The organism is Shinella sp. OV683, from assembly GCF_057787725.1.
Genome location: NZ_JBYMED010000002.1, coordinates 124541 through 144074, shown reverse-complemented (window position 1 = coordinate 144074; position 19534 = coordinate 124541). Strand labels below are relative to the sequence as shown.

Here is a 19534-nt window from a genome sequence, read left to right as displayed (position 1 = left end):
GCGCCATGACCGTACATTTCGAGCTTCTCGACGGCGTTGCGATGGTGACGATCGACAACCCCCCAGTAAATGCCATCGGTCTGGTGGAGCGCCGAGGGCTTGACGATGCCATGAACAAGGCGCTTGCTGCCGGGGCCGAACGGATGATCATCACTGGCCGAGGGTCGATTTTCGCGGCCGGCGCTGACGCGAAGGAATTCGATACCCCACCTCAGGCTCCGCACCTGAACGACGTCCTCAATCGACTGGCCACATTTCCCATCCGTGTCATCAGCGCCATCAATGGCACTGCGCTTGGCGGCGGTCTTGAGATCGCGCTCGCCAGTCACTATCGTATCGCCGCGCCCGTTGTGACCATGGGACTACCTGAGGTAACGCTCGGCGTCGTGCCCGGTGCTGGAGGAACGCAGCGACTTCCACGTCTAATCGGTATTGCGAGGGCGGTCGACATGATCGGCTTCGGCAACAATGTCGGCGCTGAAAGCGCTAAGTCCATTGGTCTCGTGGATCAAGTAAGCACGGTCCCAGTGGAGGCGGCCCGCTCGATAAGCGGGGCTTGCTTGCAACTGGCTGTCCCAACGGATCTCCGGCCGGCGCCGGCAAGCGACGACGCCTCCGTCACAAAAGCTAAGCTGCAGGCAACTCGGCGCTTTCCCGGCCAGGATGCGCGCGCAAGAGCTATCGACCTCGTCGCCGCGTCGAGCACGCTGCCGTTGACGGAGGGGCTTGCACGCGAGCGGAAAATATTTCTCGAACTCCGCGCGTCAAAGCAGGCGCGCGCGCTCAGGCATGTCTTCTTTTCGGAGCGTGCGGCGCTTTCCCAGGGCAAACAGTTTCCCAAAATGGGAAAGGACATCGCGAATGCGCTTGTTGTCGGCGGGGGCAATATGGGGGCAGCGATTGCCTATGCCCTGGCGACAAGCGGCATTGATGTCACGGTCATCGAAATGGACAAGGCCGGGCTCGATAGAGGAGAAGCAAATGTCGGTCGCATCGTCGAGCAGGGCACGTCACGAGGTTTGCTTTCGGCCGACGCCGCAACCAACCTGAAATCCAGGATTGCGTACAAGATCGGCTACGATAACCTAGAGCCTGTCGATCTCGCGATCGAGGCGGTTTTCGAAGACATGAAGGTCAAACAGGCGATCTTCGATGCTTTAGCTGGGGCGCTGCCGGAAAGAACGATTCTTGCGACCAATACTTCCTATCTCGATGTAAACCAGCTTGCTGAACGCGTTCCCATGCCCGGCCGGTTTCTAGGGCTTCATTTTTTCAGCCCGGCGCATATCATGAAGCTGTTGGAGATCGTACGCGGCGATATGACCTCTCCGGAGACTCTCGGCGCCGCATTCCAACTGGCGAAGCAACTCAAGAAGATGCCTGTCCTGTCGGGTGTTTGCGACGGATTCATCGGAAACCGCATCCTGACGCGATATCGCCACGCGGCGGACCTTCTCCTGCTGGAAGGAGCCAGCCCGTCTCAGATAGATGCTGTCATGAGCGACTTCGGAATGGCAATGGGACCATATACCGCCCAGGACATGTCCGGGCTCGATATCGCCTATGCAAATCGCAAACGCCAGAATCTCCGCAACAGGAATGACATCCGCTATGTGCCAATTGTCGACCGGCTTGTAGACGACCACGGGCGGTTGGGACGCAAGACAGGGGCGGGGTGGCACGACTATGCCGGCGACAAGGCATCGCCGTCCCCGGTCGTCGAAGCCGAACTCCTTCGCGCCTCCGAAGAGGCAGGCATCACTCGGCGTGCTCTGTGCGAACAGGACATAGTCGAGCGCGTGCTGCTGGCTATGATCGCAGAGGCGATCACCATTCTCGAAGAAAAGATCGCTCAGCGGCCCAGTGATATCGATCTGGTGCTTGTCCACGGCTACGGCTTCCCCCGCTGGCGGGGCGGGTTGATGCACTATGCCGATAATCTCACGCCAGTAAAGATTCTTGCAGACATCCAGCGCCTTGCCGCCGTCGATCCGCTGTCATGGAAGGTGTCTCCTTTGTTGGAAACGCTCGTTCGTGAGGGCCGTTCCTTCGATTCCCTCAACCAAACCGTGACGGTGAAATAAAGTGTCTGAGGTTTTTATCTGTGACTATGTGCGTACGCCGATCGGGCGTCACGGTGGTGCCCTGTCAATGGTCAGGCCAGACGACCTTGCCGCCGTTCCAATCGCCGCCCTTCTGGGCCGCAACCCAAAGGTGGATCCGGCTGCCGTGGAGGAAATATGGCTTGGTTGCGCCAACCAGGGCGGCGAAGACAACCGCAATGTCGCGCGCATGGCGTCGCTGCTGGCGGGAATGCCTGAGCGGGTGCCCGGCATCACGCTCAATCGCCTTTGTGCCTCGGGACTAGAGGCGGTCATCACTGCCGCGCGGACAATTCGCTGTGGCGAAATTGATATGGCGATTGCAGGTGGTGTCGAGAGCATGAGCCGCGCACCCTTCGTCATGCTCAAGTCGGAAAGTCCGTTTTCGCGCACGGTAGCCATGGAGGATACGACGATAGGCTGGCGTTTCATAAATCCCAGGATGAAGGCGGCATATGGCGTCGATTCCATGCCGGAGACAGCGGAGAACGTCGCCGTGGATTTTGGGATCAGTCGGGAAGATCAGGACCGGTTTGCACTCCGTTCACAAACGCTGGCATCCGTAGCTGCGACAAATGGAAGGTTCGCTCGCGAAATTGTGCCGGTGACAGCACCCGCAGGACGCAATCGCACCGTGGAAGTGACGATGGACGAACATCCGCGCCCAGACACGTCCGCGCAAGATCTTGCCCGACTACGCCCCATCGTTTCAGTGCAGGGATCAGTGACGGCAGGCAATTCTTCAGGTGTGAATGACGGCGCCGCAGCGCTGCTGCTGGCATCGGAAAGCGCTGTGAAGAGACACGGCCTGAAACCCCTGGCCCGTATCGTCGGCGCCGCCTCGGCCGGTGTCGCTCCGCGCATAATGGGTTACGGCCCTGTACCTGCCGTCAAGAAGCTCATGGCGCACAACGGACTGAGTGTGGGCGACATTGAACTCTTCGAGGTCAACGAAGCCTTCGCCTCGCAGGTCCTTGCCTGCCTGCGTGGCTTGGAAATCGACGAGCAACATCCGGGTCTCAACCCCAACGGCGGCGCAATTGCGCTTGGGCATCCTTTAGGAATGTCGGGCGCGCGCATTGCCGGCAGCGCAGCACTCGATCTCGGACTGTTGAATGGGCGACGCGCTGTCGTGTCCATGTGCGTGGGTGTCGGGCAGGGTGTTGCCATGCTTCTCGAGCGTCCGTAGCGGAGCCGGCTAGATGCAGAAGGGACCGGAAGCGAAGCGCTCCCGGTCTTTTCTGTTCCATAATCTTATTGCTTGAGATCGATCAATATCTTCAGCTGAGTACCGGCCGGATCCAGCAGAAGATCGAATCCTTCCTTGACCACGTTGTCAAGCGATACGGTCTTAGTCACGACCTTGCGCGCGGGTATCTGACCGGATGCGATCAGTCGCATTACGCGTGGCCACAGTTGGCCCGGATAAGCCCATGATCCGCGAATATCGATATCCTTATAGACGACATTGAACCAGTTTATCGGGGCCTCTCCTTGATGCAAGCCAACTTGAACGACGACGCCCTGCTTGCGGACCGCGTCGACGCAGGCCTGCAATGCAAGAGTGTTGCCGACGCATTCGAGCGCCACGTCGCAGCCTACATTGCCTTCGGTTGCCGCGCGCACGACGTCGCCGACGGACTCGTTTTTCGGGTTGATCGTAACCACATCCGGAATGATCTTCTTTGCAATCGCAAGGCGCGTTGGATTGATGTCCGAGAGAAACAGCTGCACGGCGCCGGCTGCTCGCGCGGCAAGAAGCGTGAGCAGGCCGATTGGCCCAGCACCCGTGACTAGCACGGAGTTACCCTGTTTCACGCCGCCGCGGTCGCAGGCATACACGGCCACCGCGGTGGGTTCGACGAGGGCTGCATCCTCATCGGTCAGTTCATCGGGCACCTTGTAGACGTTGTAACCCTTCAGGAGAGCCTGTTCGGCCATGCCCCCGCCGATCCAGCTTAGGCCGGCAAGCGCCATCATGTCTGAAAGCTGGAATGCTGCGCGGTCCGTGTAGTAGTCGCCATTGCGTGGCGTGATGAACGGCTGCACAGACACCCGATCGCCGACCTCGACGTGCGTCACATCCTTGCCGACCTTCGTCACGACTCCACCGAATTCATGGCCCAGGACCTGCGGCCCCGATGATCCCGTGAGCGGATGAGGTTCCTTGGGTACGAAGATCGGACCATAGGCATATTCATGCAGGTCTGTACCGCAGATGCCAGTAAACCGGTTCTGGATGACGACCTCGTCGGCCGCAGGCTCCGTCGGATCTGCGATATCTTCTACAAGCAGATTTTTGGCTGCGTAAAAGCGAAGTGCCTTCATTTCAATTCCTCCTCCAAACTAAAATTCTCAAAAACTCAATGGCGCGATCGCTATCGGGGCGAGAGAAATTCCTCCATTCCGCACGTTTGTCCGGCGCCATCGCACTATAGTGATAAGGCGTTCGCACTCTATGCCACTACTGTCTCTTGTGAGACAGCCATGCGGCACGGCGCTGGTTCATTTGGGCCAGTGTTCAGGGTCTAAGCTTCTGATATCTTTGAGCATGTCGAACACGGGGAAAAGCATATCCCCTTTCAGGCGTCATGTATCGCTGGAGGAGGAGCCCCATGATGATAGCTACTACTAGCCAGGAATCTCTAGCTGAACTTTTCAGAGCGAGCATGAGAATTGCGGCTGCAAGCGTCTCCCTTGTGACGGCTCGAGACGGGGAGGGTGGTCACCATGGTATGGCAGTGACCAGCGCTATCTCGCTCTCGATGAGCCCGCCATCGATGATAGTCGCGATCAATAGGTCCGCCTCTATTCACCCAGTTATTCACCTAACCGGCATGTTCTGCATCAATCTCATGGGAGAAGTGCACCACGAGATACTGGAACGGTTTTCGCGCAGCGATTTGCGCGACACTCGGTTTACCGAGGAACATTGGCAGGAGGGGCCTGAAGGCCTTCCTATCCTGCGCGGGGCCCTTTCATCGCAAGTGTGCACCGTCGAAGCAGCGCATGACTACAGCACACACACAATTTTTGTTGGGCGCGTCAGTCATGTGCTGCTGCCAACGCCGGGCGAGCAAGCCGCCGCCCCACTCATCTGGATGAACGGTACGCGAAAGTCGCTTGCAACCGGCTACTCGACGAAATCCTGAATTTCACTTCGAATGCCCAAATGGGCTTCGTCAACCCCGAGGGAGGATACCTTGAAACTAGGAACTTTTGCCATGCCGCTTCACCCGGCCAGCCGTCCGCTGGTCGATGTGATCAAGGAAAACACCGATAAGATCATCCTTGCCGACCAGCTGGGTTTCGATGAAGCCTGGATCGGAGAACATTTCTCGTGTGTGACAGAGCCTATCTCTGCGCCGATGATGTTTCTGGCATCGCTGATCTCGCAGACTAAGAACATCAAGTTCGCGACTGGCGTTATCGCGCTTCCGAACCATCATCCGGCGATCGTTGCTGCTGAGGCCGCTCTGTTCGACCATATGTCCAAGGGCCGGTTCATTTTCGGCGTCGGTCCCGGCGGGCTGGCTTCGGATATGGAGCTTTTCGGAGTTCTGGACGGGGATGTTCGCAACGAAAAGATGGCCGAATCGATCTCGACCATCTTGAAGATCTGGTCGCAAGACCCTCCGTACGACATTCCAGGCAAGCATTGGCCGATCAAGCTGACTGAAATGATCATTCCGGAGCTCGGTGTGGGATCGATGGCCAAGCCCTATCAGCTACCGCATCCGCCGATCGCGCTGTCCTCGATGTCGCCTGCCAGCGGCAGCGTCGCCTATGCAGCCAAGAAGGGCTGGATCCCGGTGACCGCAAACTTCGCGCCTGAAAGCACCGTAATCAGCCACTGGCAAAAGTATGTGGAGGGCTGCGAAGCGGCCGGGCGCGAGCCAACCGGCAAGGACTGGACAGTCGCTCGCAACATACTGATCGCCGAGAGCGACGCACAGGCAGAGGACTGGCTGCTCGACCCGAAAGGTTCGAATATGTTCTACTTCGACTATCTGTGGGAAGTGCTCAAGCGTGCCAACTATACCATCGTCGCTAAGCCCGACATCAACATGAAAGACGAGGATGTCACGGTCGAAGCGATCGTGAAGGCCAGCGTCATTTTTGGCTCGTCGAAGACTGTTGCCGACAAGCTCGTCAGCTTGCGCGAACGTTCCGGACCTTTCGGCACGCTCCTGATGGCCGGCCTGGACGGCAGCGGCGACAACCTCGAGCGCGAGCGCCTCTCCATGCGGAGACTCGCCAAGGAAGTTTTGCCGATCGTGAACGCAGCCTGAGGCTGAGGGAACTAGAAAACAGGGAGTAATCCAATGCAACTTGATTGGGACATAGCTCCCTCGATCCAATCAACGTCTTCGCTCGTTCGAGCGGAGACGTCCATGGTCGATGAGGCCATCGAGGTGATTGCGGCAGGCGGCATGGTCATCGTCGTCGATGATGACAGTCGAGAGAATGAAGGTGACCTGATTGCTTCAGCGGCAACGATCACCGCCGAAATGATTGCCTTCATGGTCAATCATACAACGGGCATCCTTTGCGCTGCCATGGATGACGCGCGGGCCGATGCTCTTGCACTTCCACCTATGGTGTCGAAGAATGATGATCCGAACGCGACGGCCTTTACAGTCACCTGCGATGCAAAAGCATGCGGCACAGGCGTATCCGCCAAAGATCGCGCACTGTCCTTTCACGTCCTTGCAGCGAACAACCCGGATGCTACCGCCCTGCGTCGGCCAGGCCACATCTTTCCTTTGCGCGCGCGTCATGGAGGGGTAATGGTCAGACAAGGACACACGGAAGCTGCCTACGATCTCGTTCGCCTAGCAGGTCACATTCCCGTTGGTGTTCTGTGCGAAATGGTCAATCCCGACGGTAGCATGATGCGCGGAGACGAAATCGAACGCTTCGCGAGCCGGTTTGGTTTGATGAAAATCTCGGTGGAAGAACTCATTTCCTGGCGCGATTCAAACGCCGACCTCTAGGTCGGTCGTCGGCCGGCTCACCCAAGCGGGAAATGCGACTTTGCCTCACTATGGCTGTTTCGTATGTCGGATGTATTCATCCCGGCACCGCGCTTTTTTACGCTTCTATGAGTCCGTGAGACACTTTTACTGTTCATGTTTCAATCAACGTGCTGAATTTGATACGAAAAATTACGACTGTCACATTTGAGACAGTCGTCGATCACCAGAGCTTCTCATCTGTGCCGTGGACCACCGCCTAACTAGCAACTATAATGGAGGTAGTTCTAATCTTGCATTGGCAGACGGATTTGAATGTGCCGAGTGCTATTTTATTTCGCTGAGGTGGTGTTTCCCGCAATCGAGACCACAAAGCATGCCATTGGACGTTAGAATTGCTCCCTCAAGGAAGAATTCTGTGATATGAAAATCCTCTAATTTCCGTAAGGGAGCTCCATCGTTTGGACTATTCAGATCTGTTGCCAATCGGGCCTGTTCTTGAATTCCGATAGAGCGGCGGACTGGAAGTATGTTTTTCGTTCATTGCTTTGGGAGGAGCAAGATGTTGGATTTAGATTTCTGGGGAGATGAAGTTTCTTCGCGGGACCCGGTGATTGATGAGATAACTCGTCTGCGACACGCTCGTGGACATGATTCGACCGCGCCGCTTCCCGGTGTCGTCGCCGACTCCTGGAAACGATGCCTGGATGACTACAATCTGACTCCTGATCACGTCCCACGCGCGGACGTACTGGACTACTCTGAGATGCGAAACCTCGCGGGGTCTTATGAAGAACTGCTCGCTGTTGCCGAGCCCGAAGTCGAGAAGCTGTTCCTGCGCCTGGTGGACAGTGAGTATCTCGTTTCACTTGCGTCACCCCAAGGCGTGATGATGCTTTTTCGTTGCGATCACCAGTTCCTTGGCGACATGTCTAAGATTGGTGTCTTGCCCGGCTCTGTGTGGGCGGAAGAAAGACAGGGCACCAATGGTGTCGGAACATGTTTGCGTTCGGGACAATCGGTCGTGATTGCCGGAAAACAGCACTATGGTATCGCTACTCAGAACCTCTCGTGCATAACTGCGCCGGTCCTCGGACGGGGGCGGGCGCTTCAAGGCGTCATCAATGTCACGACGGCACGTGTCAGCGATGATCGTACAAATCGCGTAGTACTCGACATCGTTGAACGGTCTGCACGACGGATCGAGAATCGTTATTTTGGTAAAGTGTTCAGGGAAAGCAACTTGCTCCGCCTTTTCAGCGATCTTGAAAGCAACGATCTTGCCGAAGAGGGTCGCATCGCACTTGACGACAACGGATTAATCATTGGTGCCAGTTCTTATGTTTCCGCGCTCACCGGACTGGCGGTCGAGGATATCGTAGGGCTTTCAGCAGAAGAAATCCTGCACATGGGTGTGCCACTGTCGGGTGTGCGACCCGGCACATCCGTGCCCCTACATTTCGATGGCAAAGTGATGCAGGCCGTTTTCAATCCGCATGAGGGTAAAAGGTCGCGGCTGTTCTCGGTGGACTCGGTTGGATTAGCCAAACGCAATACTCTTTCGGAAATGTTCGCCACGCCCATGCTGGGTTCGGATCTATCTGACAAAGAGTTCCGGATCGACCCAATGATGTCGCATGCATTGGAGAAGGCCCAAAGGCTTTATATGGCGGGAATGCCGCTGATAGTCAGTGGAGAGACCGGAAGCGGCAAAACCTGCTTTGCCGAGATCATCGCGCGCCGATGCCTTGGTGAGAACAGGGAAACGCTGTTCATCGACTGCGCAGCCGTGACCAGCCAAAACGCTGAAGCGACTGTTTTTCATCCTGAACTTATGCAGCGTGATCGGCTTTGTATCATTCTGGACCGTTTCGAGGAACTTAACGAGGCGGGTCAAATTGCCCTGCAAACCCTCTTGGAAAACCGCGGCAGGCGGGCACTGGAGAATGTGGGCATCATCGCCATAACCACCTCCGACTTCGAAAGCATGGCCAAGAGCGGCAAAGTCCGGTTCAGCCTTCTGCACCGGCTGAAGGGGGGCACTGTCTACATTCCGCCGCTCAGGAACCATCCGGATCTGGCCAGTGTTATCGGCGACCTGGTGACAATGGAGAGCCGCGAATTTGGAAGGCCGGAGCTGCGCCTCAGTGACGATGCCAGATTGGTGATGTTGAACTACCATTGGCCCGGCAATATCCGTGAACTCCGTCAGGCAATACGGCACGCGGTGGTACTCGCGGAAAACGATAGCATCGGGCTTGAGCACCTTCCCGAAGACCTCGTGTCGGAGATCGCGCGCAAGGATCTGACAGCTAGGTCCCAGTCGCAGACGTCGCGAATAGAGGCCGCATTGCGCCACAATGGCGGTAATGTATCATTGACCGCGCGCTATCTCGGCGTTTCGCGTGCGACGCTCTATCGAAAGATACAAATTCAGAAGACGCGAGCAAGGTCTTGATATCGACGCGATTAGCTGACTTCAAAACTCGTGGTGCTGTCGCTGTTCTGGATCATACAAGTTCAAAAGCAATGCGGCCGCCTCATTCACTGAGGCAGCCGTTATGTCATCGAAAAGACTATAGCGAGAAGCCGCCATCAACGGCGAGCGCCTGACCAGTCAGGTGTGGCGCCGACGCCATGTAAACCACCATCTGTCCCATGTCTTCAGGGGTCTGCGCGACACCCTGTGGCAGGAAGAGTTGCTGATGACGTTCCCAGGATTGCTCCTCGGTTTCGCCGGGAGATGCCCACAGCTTTGAAAGGCCGCTGTCGCCGCGCCACATGCCGGTGCCGACAATGCCGGGGCAAAGGGCGTTCACCGTGATGCCGTCCTTCGCCACCTCTTTTGCGATCGCATTTGTGAAGCCGATGACGGCGAACTTGGATGCGCTGTAATGCGACAGGTTCGGGAAGCCGACTTTGCCGGCGATGGATGACGTATTGATGATGCGGCCATAGCCTGCCTTGCGCATGAGCTTGATCTCAGCCTGACAGCATAGAAACACACCTTTGAGATTGATGTCGATGACATCGTCCCACTGTTGGGGCGTCAGTTCCTCGATCCCTCCTAGGCTGACGACCCCGGCATTGTTCATTGCAATGTCGAGACGGCCGAACTGCGCTTCGATCGTGTCGATCATCGAACCTACGCTTTCGGCCTTGCGCACGTCGACCTGGATTGCCGCGCTGCTGCGACCGAGCGCAGTGACTGCGGCCGCGCCTGCTTCTGCCAGCTCCAGGGTGTAATCGGCGACGATGACATCGGCGCCGGCTTGGGCGAGGCTTACTGCAATTCCAGCACCAATTCCTCGACCGCCGCCTGTCACAAGTGCGACCCTGCCTTCAAGTGAAAACTGTGACTTTTCCATGCATTACTCCTCCGCTGCTTGGACAAGGTCGGCATTGCCGCCCGAAGTCGCATTGCGTTGTCAGCCTCAGCTGTCGCAGCACACTGGTGGCGGCTATCCATAGGGGCACCTGATCATAGGGTCTCGTCTAACGGCAATTGCCTAAGATGTGCCAGGGTGCCGGTAGATGGCTGTCTCGCCTGAGAATTCTGAACGGAGCACGATTGTCTCGGGGCCCCGTAATTCTTCCTAGCGAGTCCCAGCGCGCCGCTGGCATACTTGCTGCCATAGGTGTAGAGGCGCAGGACAGCATTGAGGCGGGACTTGGCCACCAAATATCGTCGGCGGCCAGCCAGCAGGCAACAACCTTCTTCAAGCGCCAGTCGAGCAGTGCAACATCGCCGAAAAGTCCTTACGGGAGTGAATTGTAGAATTTTCGGCTACTCAGTGTAAATCGTCGGCTACTTGCCGACCGCCTGACTTGCATGTGAACAATAAGGTGCGGAACAAATCTCCGGGTCGAGGCCATGAGCTTCTCTCTATCGCCTTATTTTGCGGTCGGATGGCCGGAATTCACTGAAATCCCAAAAGGACGCCACATGACAGAGAACCCCATAACTAAGTTCGACTACATCGTCGTTGGTGCAGGTGTCGCAGGATCGATCCTCGCTGCCCGCTTAAGTGAGGATTCGAACGCCAGCGTCGCGCTAATCGAGGCCGGGGAGGAGAACCCGTACGACATTGGCAGAAGCCAGGGCGCGTTTTTTCTAACTTGGGGATCCGCCAAGAATTGGTCATACGAGACAACTCCTCAGCCAAGCCTGGGTGGAAGGTCCATCGAACATCCACGTGGTAGAGCCGTCGGTGGTTCAAACGTGCTGAACGTTGGCGCGTGGTTGCGCGGCCGTCCGGAGGACTACGATGCTTGGGCCGAGGCTGGCGCGGCCGGATGGGATAGCGCGGCTGCGTTGGAGGCCTTTTTGAAGCTTGAGCATACCGAGCGTGGGCCAGACACCCTGCGCGGTCATGACGGCTCCATCAAGATGCAGGACATTGCGTCGCCGAGCGACTTATCCGAACGGTTGCGCGACGCATTTGTTCAGGCAGGGTTGGGTGAGCGCGGAGATTCCGCCGGTCCCGATCCGTTCGTTGTGGATCGTTATCAGACGCTATTTGTGGATGGTGTCCGCCGCACGATTGCAGACGACTTTTTGACGGATGAAGTACGCTCGCGCAACAACCTGACGATCGTTACTGGTGCCCATGTCACACGGGTAATTGTAAAGGACGGACGGGCCGCGGGGGTTGAATTTCGTGATGGCAACGACCTGAAAACTGTCTCGTCAGGGCGCGAAGTAATCCTGTGCGCAGGGGCATTCAACACTCCACAGCTACTGATGCTTTCGGGGATAGGACCGCGCGAGCATCTGGAAGCGCTGAACATTGAAGTGCATGTGGATGCGCCTGCGGTTGGGAGCAATCTGCAAGATCATATTTATGCGCATGTTTATACGCTTGCCGAGGCGGGTGTTGCTGGTTCCGCCCCATTGGGCCTTAGCGACGCAGACACGGCAGCGTGGACGTCGAACCATCAAGGTCCATCAAGCTATTTCCCAGAAAACGGCGTTGGTTGGGCGCCCCTGGAAGGCGGCAATACACCTGATATCGAATTGCTCATGTCCTACAACACATCGGGTGCTTATTTCGGTGATGTCTCTGATAGCCAGAGCCGTTCGGGTACAACGATTGGAGCTGTGATGCTTCAGCCGCGCAGTCGGGGAACCGTGCGCCTCTCGTCTGCCGACCCATTTAGCAAGCCTGTCATCGACCCGAACTATATAGGCGACCAAGCGGATATGGCGACGCTGATCGAGGGTTTGCGAATAGCGCACAAGATCGCAACCGCACCCCTGCTCGCACCATGGGCTGAGTTTGTCTTTCCCCCGGCAGATGCGAGTGACGCTGAGCTCGAGGCTCATGTACGCGCGGACACTGGAACGGTCTTTCACCCTGTGGGCACCGTGCGGATGGGCGCGTTTGACGACCCTCACGCTGTAGTAGACGAGAATCTCAAGGTCAAAGGGATCGTTGGCCTACGCGTCGCGGACGCATCAGTGATGCCCAGCCTTATTCGGGGTCATACCATGGCGCCGACTGCGTTCATCGGATATCGTGCAGCCGATCTGATCGCTCGAGGCAGCTAGGGTACCAAGAGGCAGCGGTGCCTGGGACAAGGGGACTAGGCACCGAATACGTTATTAACGAACGATCAGTGTTTGCAGGATGTGCGATCGCCAGGCTTTGCGCGCTGTGATGGTTCTTCGGCGGAATGTTACCAGTTGATTTTTCTACGCCATCTGCGCCGATTTAAAAGTTCTGATGTCGCGTCGAGATTCCAATAATAACCTGCAGTAATAAGGCAGGCAAATAATGTTCGTGCGACGCGCAGGCGCGAAAACAACTGAACTTATCTAATATAGTGAGCGCCCACTTTGCGACAAATTTTGAATAACTGACGTGGTCACATGAAAAATTCGCTCTCTGTACTTCTGAGTTTTATTGGTGGATTTGTCGACACAGCAGGATTTCTCGCGCTGAATGGCCTGTTCACTGCCCACGTGACTGGAAATTTCGTCATGATCGGCGCGGCGCTAGCTCATGGGAGTACCGGCATTCTGAGCAAGTTGCTGGCACTGCCACTATTCTGTCTGACAATCCTGATTGTGCGCTCCGTTTCTCTTCGGATTTCTATGTTAGAACGGAGAGCAATGGTGACAATGATTATTGTCCAGTTCCTACTCCTCTCAGCGGCAGCGGTACTCGCTATTCACTATGGCAAGTTCGACGATCCGGATGGCCTCCCGTTGATCGCTACTGGTTTGTTCCTGGTCTCAGCCATGGCCATCCAGAACGGTTTCCACCGTGTTCGCCTCAAGGGCGCTCCACCCACGACACTGATGACGGGCATGATAACCCAAATCATGTTGGACGTTGCGGCTTTGCTTTATCCAAGAGGAGAAGATGACGCCGCCGCGATCAAGCCTGGCGTAGTTAGGCTCATCGTTGCGGTTGTCACATTTGCATTGGGCTGTGCATTAGCAGCACTCGCCTATATCCAACTTGGAATGTGGTGCTTCGTTTTCCCGCCTATTCTTGCTCTGATCGGAATTTGGCTCCAGGCGCCATTCCTGCGTGACGCAGGGTAGGAAGCCAGGCACATCGACTAGGGTCCATAGCTGACACACGGGAAATTTGGCATCCTGGTTGGTGATCCAAGACCGGACAGAAGGTGCGGATCGATGATGCACCCGCGGAGTTGTTTCAATTAAGTTTTCAGTTCCATAAGATAGATTATGCGATTTTCTTGTGTTTTATCAGTGACTTAGCGATGATCGTTGATGCCGTTCGAGGCGCTTTGGGGAGAACGGTTCCGGCGGTGCTGCTGCTACCCGCCATCCGAAAATCTCAGGTTGGACAAACCACACGGAAAGAGTTCACCAACGCCTCGACAATCAGCTGCATAGGCGGACTAAGCTGGCGCCCTTTGCGCCAGAAAACCACATAGTGGTAAACCGCAGACGGCTCGAACGGCCGGTGGTCCAACCCAAATGCCTCGTATTCCGCCGCGATCACATTGTTGGTTATGGATATTCCAATGCCGGCGGCGACGTATCCGGCGTCGTGACCGTTCGCATCGAACTCAACAGCCAGGTCAGGCGCGACACCCATATACCGCAGAGCGTTGATATTCATCTGATGCGCAGAATACTGTGGCTCGATATCGATAATAGCCTCGGCGGCGATGTCTTGGGGCGTCACCACGTTCTTGCTGCCGAGCTCATGACCTCTTTTGAACAGGCAAACGTTTCTTGCCGTGGACGCCGGAACCCAATCGAACGCCTTTTCCTCAAGGGGCAAACGGGAAACTCCGATGTCGGCACGACCGTTGAGAACATGCTCTCCGATTTCCCGATAGGTCCCGGACTTCACCTGGAACGCACAGAGATTTCCACTCTGGCGAACGGCCTTTATCGCGTTTGGAATGGCGCGAAGACTGAAGACGCTCGGCGCCGCCAAGCCAATCGTTTTGGCCTCGTGTCCCTGCAATGAGGTCAGCAAATCTTCGATCTTGTCTACACTCTGGAGAGCACCGTCGACGCTGCGCAACACGTCCCATGCACGCTCCGTCGGAGCGAATTGATGGTTGCTGCGGCTAAAGAGCGTGAACCCGATTTCTGTCTCAAGCTGTTTGATGTGCTGGCTGACGGCCGGCTGACTGATTTGCAGAATTTTCGCGGCGGATCGCTCGGAGCCGGCTCGAAGAACCTCACGAAAGACTTGTAGCTGACGAAGTCTACCGCCGCTTGCAGTTTTGCGGACCATTTATCACCCCGGCCATATTCATCGGTGGATCGACGTCGGCCACCCAGTCTCGACTACTTAGAGCCTATAAGCAGCGCTTATCAGCAATATTTGCAGCTTATAAATTGACGTCGCAAAGTCAAAGTATATTTTAAGAAAAAGAAAAGAATTACCGCAGATTATCCGCTTTCCTAACATGCCACTATCGGTAGTACGCCAGTACAACGCTCGCTGAAATCCGATTTTCTTGAGTATTGATCTGCTCGACCCAAACACAAAACTGAAAGAATGACCACGTGTCTGGATTTTTCTTACAATTTCTGCTCGGTCTGCAGGTGACCATTGCCGTCTCACTGGCGAGTGGTATGCTGGGGACAGCACTTGGTCTGATTGTTGCTACGATCAAGCTTTCCCGCTTCCGGCTGGCTTCACTTATCGCACGAGGCTTCACGACAATTGTCCGCGGGCTGCCGGAGCTGCTGGTCATCCTTGTGATCTATTTCGGCGGGACCGCCGCGATTACCGTGGTGTTTGGCCGTTACGTCGAGATCAGCCCGTTCGCGGCGGGCGTGGTTGCACTGACGACCGTCTTCGGCGCCTACTCCGCCGAGATATTCCGCGGCGCGATCGCCAGCATACCATCTGGCCAACGCGAAGCTGCCGCGACTCTTGGCCTTTCGTCGTGGCAGGCGTGGCTTCTGGTGATCGTGCCGCAGATGATACGTGTCGCCCTCCCCGGCTTCTGCAATCTCTGGGTCTCGCTCCTGAAGGACACATCGCTGATTTCCGTCGTCGGCCTTACCGACATCATGCGGGTTGCATTTGTCGGTGCCGGCTCGATGCGCGCACCGCTTGTTTTTTATCTCGCGGCTTCGGCCCTCTATCTCCTGCTCACCAGCGTGTCGCTTTTGTCGTTTCGGCTGGTCCAGCAGCGGCTTGCAATACCCGGTCACTGAAGGGATCAGGACGTGGATTTTCATCTGATATTCGAAAGCATAGGCGTTCTCGCCGGCGGCGTGCTGCTAACGCTCGGCTTGACCCTGCTCTCTCTGGCAATCGGCTTTACGGTGTCGGTTCCATTAGGCTTCGTCAGGGCGTCCTCGAACCGCGTTCTCTCCGGAGCCGCCCTCTCATACACCTATGCTTTTCGCGGCACGCCGCTGCTTGTCCAGTTGTTCCTGGTTTATTACGGGCTCGGTCAGCTTGAGATCGTCCGAAACAGTATCGCCTGGCCGCTGTTGCGCGAACCATTTTGGTGCGCGCTGCTCACTTTTTCATTGAACAGCGCCGCTTACACGACAGAGCTGTTCTGTGGCGGCATTCTTGCCATCGAGCGCCTCGAAGACAATGGCGTCGACACCGACGATCTCGGGCTCGCCATCGGTTTCGAATTTGGCCCGGGAGCGATCACGCGTCTCGGCATGCAAGGAAGTCGCGTTCGTTGCTCGACGGGACGGTCAGTGCTCGCTTCAGAAAACGAACAGAAGCGCTGCAATGGGGTCCAGACGGCAATCGGCCAGACGGCTTACGACGATGGCCCCGCCTCGGTCCGGAAGCTGTTCGGATCGACCCGCCGCGTATCCAACCTAACTTATGATATTGCGCTCGAAGCCCTCGCGGCCGAGAACAATTCCGTTGCGAAGACAGCACGGGCAACGCTCTACGCGGCCAGCAGTCCCGCCATCGTCAAGGCGGCTGAAGTGCCGTTCCGCCCTTACGCGAGGCTCGATTGAGCACCTCGTTGTCCCCGATCGACCACATTAGTAGCGTCGCGAAAGAACACCACGCCCGCCTGATTTCGTCCGCGGGCGGGGTAGCGATCTATGGCGTCCATCCGCCAAGCCCATCCGGCGCTCCGGTACCCGAGTTCATTCTCGAGATCAGTCGGATGCACGACACCGTCAGCGTCAAGGAGCAGACTACGAACCTTCTACCCTCGTTCTGCGCCGAAAGGCACATCAATATCGACGGTTCATTTTGCCTCTATTGGGGCGAGGTTGAACCCTCCGCGATCAAGAACAGCGAGGATGCCGAGGCTTGGTGGGGCAAGGTCCTGACCTTCCTTCTTCGTCAGCGCTCGGCGGCAGCGCTCCGGAGCTGGCCCGGCAAATCCGATGCCCGCGCGCACGGGCCGACTGCTGCATGGTTTCAGGCATTGGCAGAAGGGAACGCTGTAGCGCTGGGCCCCCAGTTCCTAGCCGCTATGCAGGATGGCCGCCTTCGAGTGAAACGGCGAGGACGGAACCGGATTGCCCTTGTCCAAGACGGACGACGGCTGCTGACCGTTCAGCAGGAGGAGCGACGGGTGATGACACTTCGCCAACGCTGCAAGTGCGACAGAGGTGAATTCCTTCGCCTTCCTATTGCCGATTGTGGTGATCACGGGCGCCAGCTTGCCGACCTTGTGCTCAATCTAGAAGGATGGAAAAGGGCCGAGAAAGTGTTCTACGACTACCTACGATTGAGCAATCAGACTTGCTGCGGGACGATGGATGATTGCCCGCTCGCGATACAACAACCGGAAGCAACTGACCGATGGCAAAGAATGACCAGCAGGAATCCTTTGAGAAGCTCATGTCTGCCAACCACGGCAGAATGATCGATTTCGTCAAATTTGCTGAAACGAAAAATGCTGCCCTGCTGACATTCTCTTCCGTGTGGATCGGAGCCATCATCAACCTTCTCAGGTCTCCGGACAATCTCCCCTTCGGCTACAAGTACGCGTTCGAGATCGCTCTCCCCCTGCTCGTTCTGGCTGCTACCCTGTGTTTGAAGTCGCTACTTCCGCGCTTGCTGGACCAAGTCTACAAACGCGATGATGATCTGGTGAATCTGCTCTACTTCGGTGACATCGTGCGAGGTGGCGTGAAGGACTATCCCGAAATGGTGCAGAGGGAATACATGCCCCAAGAGGGGGAAACCGCCACAGCAACCTACCTCCGCGATCTTGGAGTGCAGACAGCGATCCAGGCGTCGATCGCGCACAGGAAATTCAGGATGTTTTCCTGGGCCGGGACGGTGGTTCTGTTTGCCTTCGCCTGCATGCTTGTCCCGCCGATCGTGTTCGTCGCTCACTGGTTGATTGCCCAATTTTCTTGCTGACGGTGCCGCCAGATGACGCTCGCTGACGACAATGGCAGTAGCCGCAACATGGCAACGACGGGATTTGGTCCATGACATATTGGCGAACTAAGTAGTGAGTAAAATGTTTGATCGCTTCCAGGGAGCGGACGGAAAGCAACTTAGGCTCGAGGCCTTCGTCTCCCAATCAATCGTCGGCCACGACGCCGCACTCGCCGAAGAACTCGCTGAAATTATCGAACTGCGGGAACTCGGGGCGGGGGAAATTCTCATCGAGCAGAATGAGGAGGACGATAACATCTTTTTCATCATATCCGGGTCATTCAGCTTACACGTCAACAGTCGCCGCCTTGGGATACGTGGACGTGGCGATCACGTCGGTGAGATGGCAGCGATCGAACCGACACAGCGTCGCTCTGCTACCGTGATCGCCGAGGAAGCTTCTCTCGTAGCCAAGTTGACCTCACAGCAGTTTACGGCGTTGGCGAAGAAATATCCGGACATGTATCGGCAAATCGCCCGGTCCCTCTCCCGGCGCCTTCTCGAGCGTAACAAGTACGTTGGCATCTACCCTGAGAAGATCCGTGTCTTCATCATTTCGTCAGCAGAGGCGCTGCCCGTGGCTCGCCTAGTCCGCAACGCGTTCGAGCATGATCCCTTCATCACCACGATCTGGACCGATGGCGTTTTCCGGGTAGCGAATTACACCCTCCAGGATCTTGAGGCCGAGGTGGACGATTCCGACTTCGCGATTGCTATCGCACATGCCGACGACTTCACTGAGAGCCGCGGTAAGGATTGGCCCAGCCCCCGCGACAACGTCGTCTTCGAACTCGGGCTTTTCATGGGGAAGCTCGGTCGCCAGCGTGCGATTCTGATGGAACCTCGTGAGAAGAAGGTCAAGCTTCCCAGTGACCTGAGCGGCATTACCGCAATCCCATATCGGTTCGAAAGCGGCAAGGATGCAGCGGCGCTGATTGCGCCTGCGTGCGACCGGCTTTGCAAGCACATCCAGGACCTGGGAGCATTCAATGGGTGAGTTGTAGCGGGTCGATGCAAGGGTTCAAGCTGCCGAGCGTGGTATTCGCCATCGCGTTCGTGACCGCTCGACGAAATTTGAGCTACCAGAGTCCCTGGCGTCGGCCGAACGCCCGTCGATGCCGGCGATCTATGCGGCCCTGGCGCAGGACGGTAGCCGGAATGACCTGATCTTTGACGACGCGCTGAAATCGCTTGAGGCCAAGCGTTCGCCCATCGTCCTTACGGAGCGAAAGGACCACCTCGATTATCTTCAGCAGCGGTTCTCGCCATTCGTGAAAAATCTCGTGGTGCTGCGGGGCGGCATGTCTGCGGGCGAGCGCAGACTATCCGCCGCCGCATTGCATGTGCCGGATGATCACGAGCGACTGATCCTTGCGATCGGTCGCTATGTTGGTGAAGGCTTCGACGATGCTCGGCTCGACACGTTATTCCTGACGATGCCGATCGCCTAGAAAGGAACCTTGGCGCAGTATGTCGGTCGTCTGCATCGTCAACATGATGGTAAGAGAGATGTGATGGTCGTCGACTATGTCGATAACGCCGTTCCGGTTCTGGCTCGGATGGCAGCGAAGCGACGCGTGGGTTATCGGGCGCTGGGCTATGTGATCGAGTAGCGAGCGCAGCT

Annotated in this window: 18 protein-coding genes; 15 read left to right on the top strand and 3 right to left on the bottom strand. The window is 56.7% G+C overall.

Annotated elements, in window-relative coordinates:
• Positions 1 to 5: 5 nt before the first annotated feature.
• Positions 6 to 2084: an FAD-dependent oxidoreductase gene (locus tag ACXHRN_RS27635; RefSeq protein ID WP_488642291.1), complete on the top strand. Its 2079-nt coding sequence runs from the start codon at positions 6 to 8 to the stop codon at positions 2082 to 2084.
• Position 2085: 1 nt separating this feature from the next.
• Positions 2086 to 3291, top strand: a complete 1206-nt coding sequence (gene pcaF, locus ACXHRN_RS27630) for a 3-oxoadipyl-CoA thiolase (protein WP_488642290.1) — start codon at positions 2086 to 2088, stop codon at positions 3289 to 3291.
• A 65-nt stretch (positions 3292 to 3356) separates the two neighbouring features.
• Here pcaF and ACXHRN_RS27625 read toward each other — a convergent pair whose 3' ends face one another.
• Positions 3357 to 4430, bottom strand: coding sequence for a zinc-binding dehydrogenase (locus ACXHRN_RS27625; protein WP_488642289.1), 1074 nt, complete (start codon positions 4428 to 4430; stop codon positions 3357 to 3359).
• 287 nt (positions 4431 to 4717) lie between these two features.
• On the opposite strand from ACXHRN_RS27625, the gene ACXHRN_RS27620 reads away from it, so the two are divergent.
• The 4 genes from ACXHRN_RS27620 to ACXHRN_RS27605 all read left to right on the top strand — a co-directional run bounded on the left by ACXHRN_RS27620 (position 4718) and on the right by ACXHRN_RS27605 (position 9536).
• Positions 4718 to 5254, top strand: a complete 537-nt coding sequence (locus ACXHRN_RS27620; RefSeq protein ID WP_488642288.1) for a flavin reductase family protein — start codon at positions 4718 to 4720, stop codon at positions 5252 to 5254.
• A gap of 51 nt (positions 5255 to 5305) precedes the next feature.
• The gene (locus ACXHRN_RS27615; RefSeq protein ID WP_488642287.1) at positions 5306 to 6394 is read left to right on the top strand and encodes an LLM class flavin-dependent oxidoreductase; all 1089 of its coding nucleotides are present in this window, start codon (positions 5306 to 5308) and stop codon (positions 6392 to 6394) included.
• Between the two features lie 102 nt (positions 6395 to 6496).
• Positions 6497 to 7099, top strand: coding sequence for a 3,4-dihydroxy-2-butanone-4-phosphate synthase (gene ribB / locus ACXHRN_RS27610; RefSeq protein WP_488642286.1), 603 nt, complete (start codon positions 6497 to 6499; stop codon positions 7097 to 7099).
• Positions 7100 to 7640: 541 nt separating this feature from the next.
• The gene (locus ACXHRN_RS27605) at positions 7641 to 9536 is read left to right on the top strand and encodes a sigma-54-dependent Fis family transcriptional regulator (RefSeq protein ID WP_488642285.1); all 1896 of its coding nucleotides are present in this window, start codon (positions 7641 to 7643) and stop codon (positions 9534 to 9536) included.
• A 118-nt stretch (positions 9537 to 9654) separates the two neighbouring features.
• Here ACXHRN_RS27605 and ACXHRN_RS27600 read toward each other — a convergent pair whose 3' ends face one another.
• On the bottom strand, positions 9655 to 10446 hold the full coding sequence (locus ACXHRN_RS27600) for an SDR family NAD(P)-dependent oxidoreductase (protein WP_488642284.1): 792 nt from the start codon (positions 10444 to 10446) through the stop codon (positions 9655 to 9657).
• 506 nt (positions 10447 to 10952) lie between these two features.
• Between ACXHRN_RS27600 and ACXHRN_RS27595 the strand changes: the two genes are divergently transcribed.
• Positions 10953 to 12629 (top strand): GMC family oxidoreductase, encoded by a 1677-nt coding sequence (locus ACXHRN_RS27595; RefSeq protein ID WP_488642283.1) that lies wholly within the window; start codon positions 10953 to 10955, stop codon positions 12627 to 12629.
• A gap of 321 nt (positions 12630 to 12950) precedes the next feature.
• Entirely contained in the window at positions 12951 to 13631 is a 681-nt protein-coding gene (locus tag ACXHRN_RS27590) for a YoaK family protein (RefSeq protein WP_488642282.1), read from the top strand.
• A gap of 259 nt (positions 13632 to 13890) precedes the next feature.
• On the opposite strand, the gene ACXHRN_RS27585 is transcribed toward ACXHRN_RS27590, so the two are convergent.
• On the bottom strand, positions 13891 to 14808 hold the full coding sequence (locus tag ACXHRN_RS27585) for a LysR family transcriptional regulator (RefSeq protein WP_488642281.1): 918 nt from the start codon (positions 14806 to 14808) through the stop codon (positions 13891 to 13893).
• A 275-nt stretch (positions 14809 to 15083) separates the two neighbouring features.
• On the opposite strand from ACXHRN_RS27585, the gene ACXHRN_RS27580 reads away from it, so the two are divergent.
• The 7 genes from ACXHRN_RS27580 (at position 15084) to ACXHRN_RS27550 (ending at position 19523) form a co-directional block, all read left to right on the top strand.
• On the top strand, positions 15084 to 15743 hold the full coding sequence (locus ACXHRN_RS27580) for an ABC transporter permease subunit (RefSeq protein WP_488642280.1): 660 nt from the start codon (positions 15084 to 15086) through the stop codon (positions 15741 to 15743).
• Positions 15744 to 15755: 12 nt separating this feature from the next.
• Complete coding sequence (locus ACXHRN_RS27575; RefSeq protein WP_488642279.1) at positions 15756 to 16520, top strand: ABC transporter permease subunit; 765 nt, start codon at positions 15756 to 15758, stop codon at positions 16518 to 16520.
• Positions 16517 to 17386 (top strand): E2 domain-associated cysteine-rich protein, encoded by an 870-nt coding sequence (locus tag ACXHRN_RS27570; protein WP_488642278.1) that lies wholly within the window; start codon positions 16517 to 16519, stop codon positions 17384 to 17386. Before ACXHRN_RS27575 ends, ACXHRN_RS27570 begins: the two co-directional genes overlap by 4 nt.
• On the top strand, positions 17323 to 17889 hold the full coding sequence (locus ACXHRN_RS27565) for a Pycsar system effector family protein (RefSeq protein WP_488642277.1): 567 nt from the start codon (positions 17323 to 17325) through the stop codon (positions 17887 to 17889). Before ACXHRN_RS27570 ends, ACXHRN_RS27565 begins: the two co-directional genes overlap by 64 nt.
• 103 nt (positions 17890 to 17992) lie before the next feature.
• Positions 17993 to 18907, top strand: coding sequence for a TIR domain-containing protein (locus tag ACXHRN_RS27560; RefSeq protein WP_488642276.1), 915 nt, complete (start codon positions 17993 to 17995; stop codon positions 18905 to 18907).
• A 118-nt stretch (positions 18908 to 19025) separates the two neighbouring features.
• Positions 19026 to 19361 carry a hypothetical protein gene (locus ACXHRN_RS27555; protein ID WP_488642275.1) on the top strand — a complete coding sequence of 112 codons (336 nt, stop codon included), beginning with the start codon at positions 19026 to 19028 and terminating at the stop codon, positions 19359 to 19361.
• Positions 19362 to 19370: 9 nt separating this feature from the next.
• Positions 19371 to 19523, top strand: a complete 153-nt coding sequence (locus ACXHRN_RS27550; RefSeq protein ID WP_488642274.1) for a hypothetical protein — start codon at positions 19371 to 19373, stop codon at positions 19521 to 19523.
• Positions 19524 to 19534 lie beyond the last annotated feature (11 nt).

What these genes read in the sequence shown, in the direction of transcription:
- ACXHRN_RS27565 (WP_488642277.1), top strand. Translation starts at nt 17,323, where the DNA reads ATGGCAAAGAATGACCAGCAGGAATCCTTTGAGAAGCTCATGTCTGCC.
- ACXHRN_RS27555 (WP_488642275.1), top strand. Translation starts at nt 19,026, where the DNA reads ATGCCGGCGATCTATGCGGCCCTGGCGCAGGACGGTAGCCGGAATGAC.
- ACXHRN_RS27560 (WP_488642276.1), top strand. Translation starts at nt 17,993, where the DNA reads ATGTTTGATCGCTTCCAGGGAGCGGACGGAAAGCAACTTAGGCTCGAG.
- ACXHRN_RS27595 (WP_488642283.1), top strand. Translation starts at nt 10,953, where the DNA reads ATGAGCTTCTCTCTATCGCCTTATTTTGCGGTCGGATGGCCGGAATTC.
- ACXHRN_RS27605 (WP_488642285.1), top strand. Translation starts at nt 7,641, where the DNA reads ATGTTGGATTTAGATTTCTGGGGAGATGAAGTTTCTTCGCGGGACCCG.
- ACXHRN_RS27600 (WP_488642284.1), bottom strand. Translation starts at nt 10,446, where the DNA reads ATGGAAAAGTCACAGTTTTCACTTGAAGGCAGGGTCGCACTTGTGACA.
- ACXHRN_RS27590 (WP_488642282.1), top strand. Translation starts at nt 12,951, where the DNA reads ATGAAAAATTCGCTCTCTGTACTTCTGAGTTTTATTGGTGGATTTGTC.
- ACXHRN_RS27585 (WP_488642281.1), bottom strand. Translation starts at nt 14,808, where the DNA reads ATGGTCCGCAAAACTGCAAGCGGCGGTAGACTTCGTCAGCTACAAGTC.
- ACXHRN_RS27625 (WP_488642289.1), bottom strand. Translation starts at nt 4,430, where the DNA reads ATGAAGGCACTTCGCTTTTACGCAGCCAAAAATCTGCTTGTAGAAGAT.
- ACXHRN_RS27635 (WP_488642291.1), top strand. Translation starts at nt 6, where the DNA reads ATGACCGTACATTTCGAGCTTCTCGACGGCGTTGCGATGGTGACGATC.
- ribB (WP_488642286.1), top strand. Translation starts at nt 6,497, where the DNA reads ATGGTCGATGAGGCCATCGAGGTGATTGCGGCAGGCGGCATGGTCATC.
- ACXHRN_RS27620 (WP_488642288.1), top strand. Translation starts at nt 4,718, where the DNA reads ATGATGATAGCTACTACTAGCCAGGAATCTCTAGCTGAACTTTTCAGA.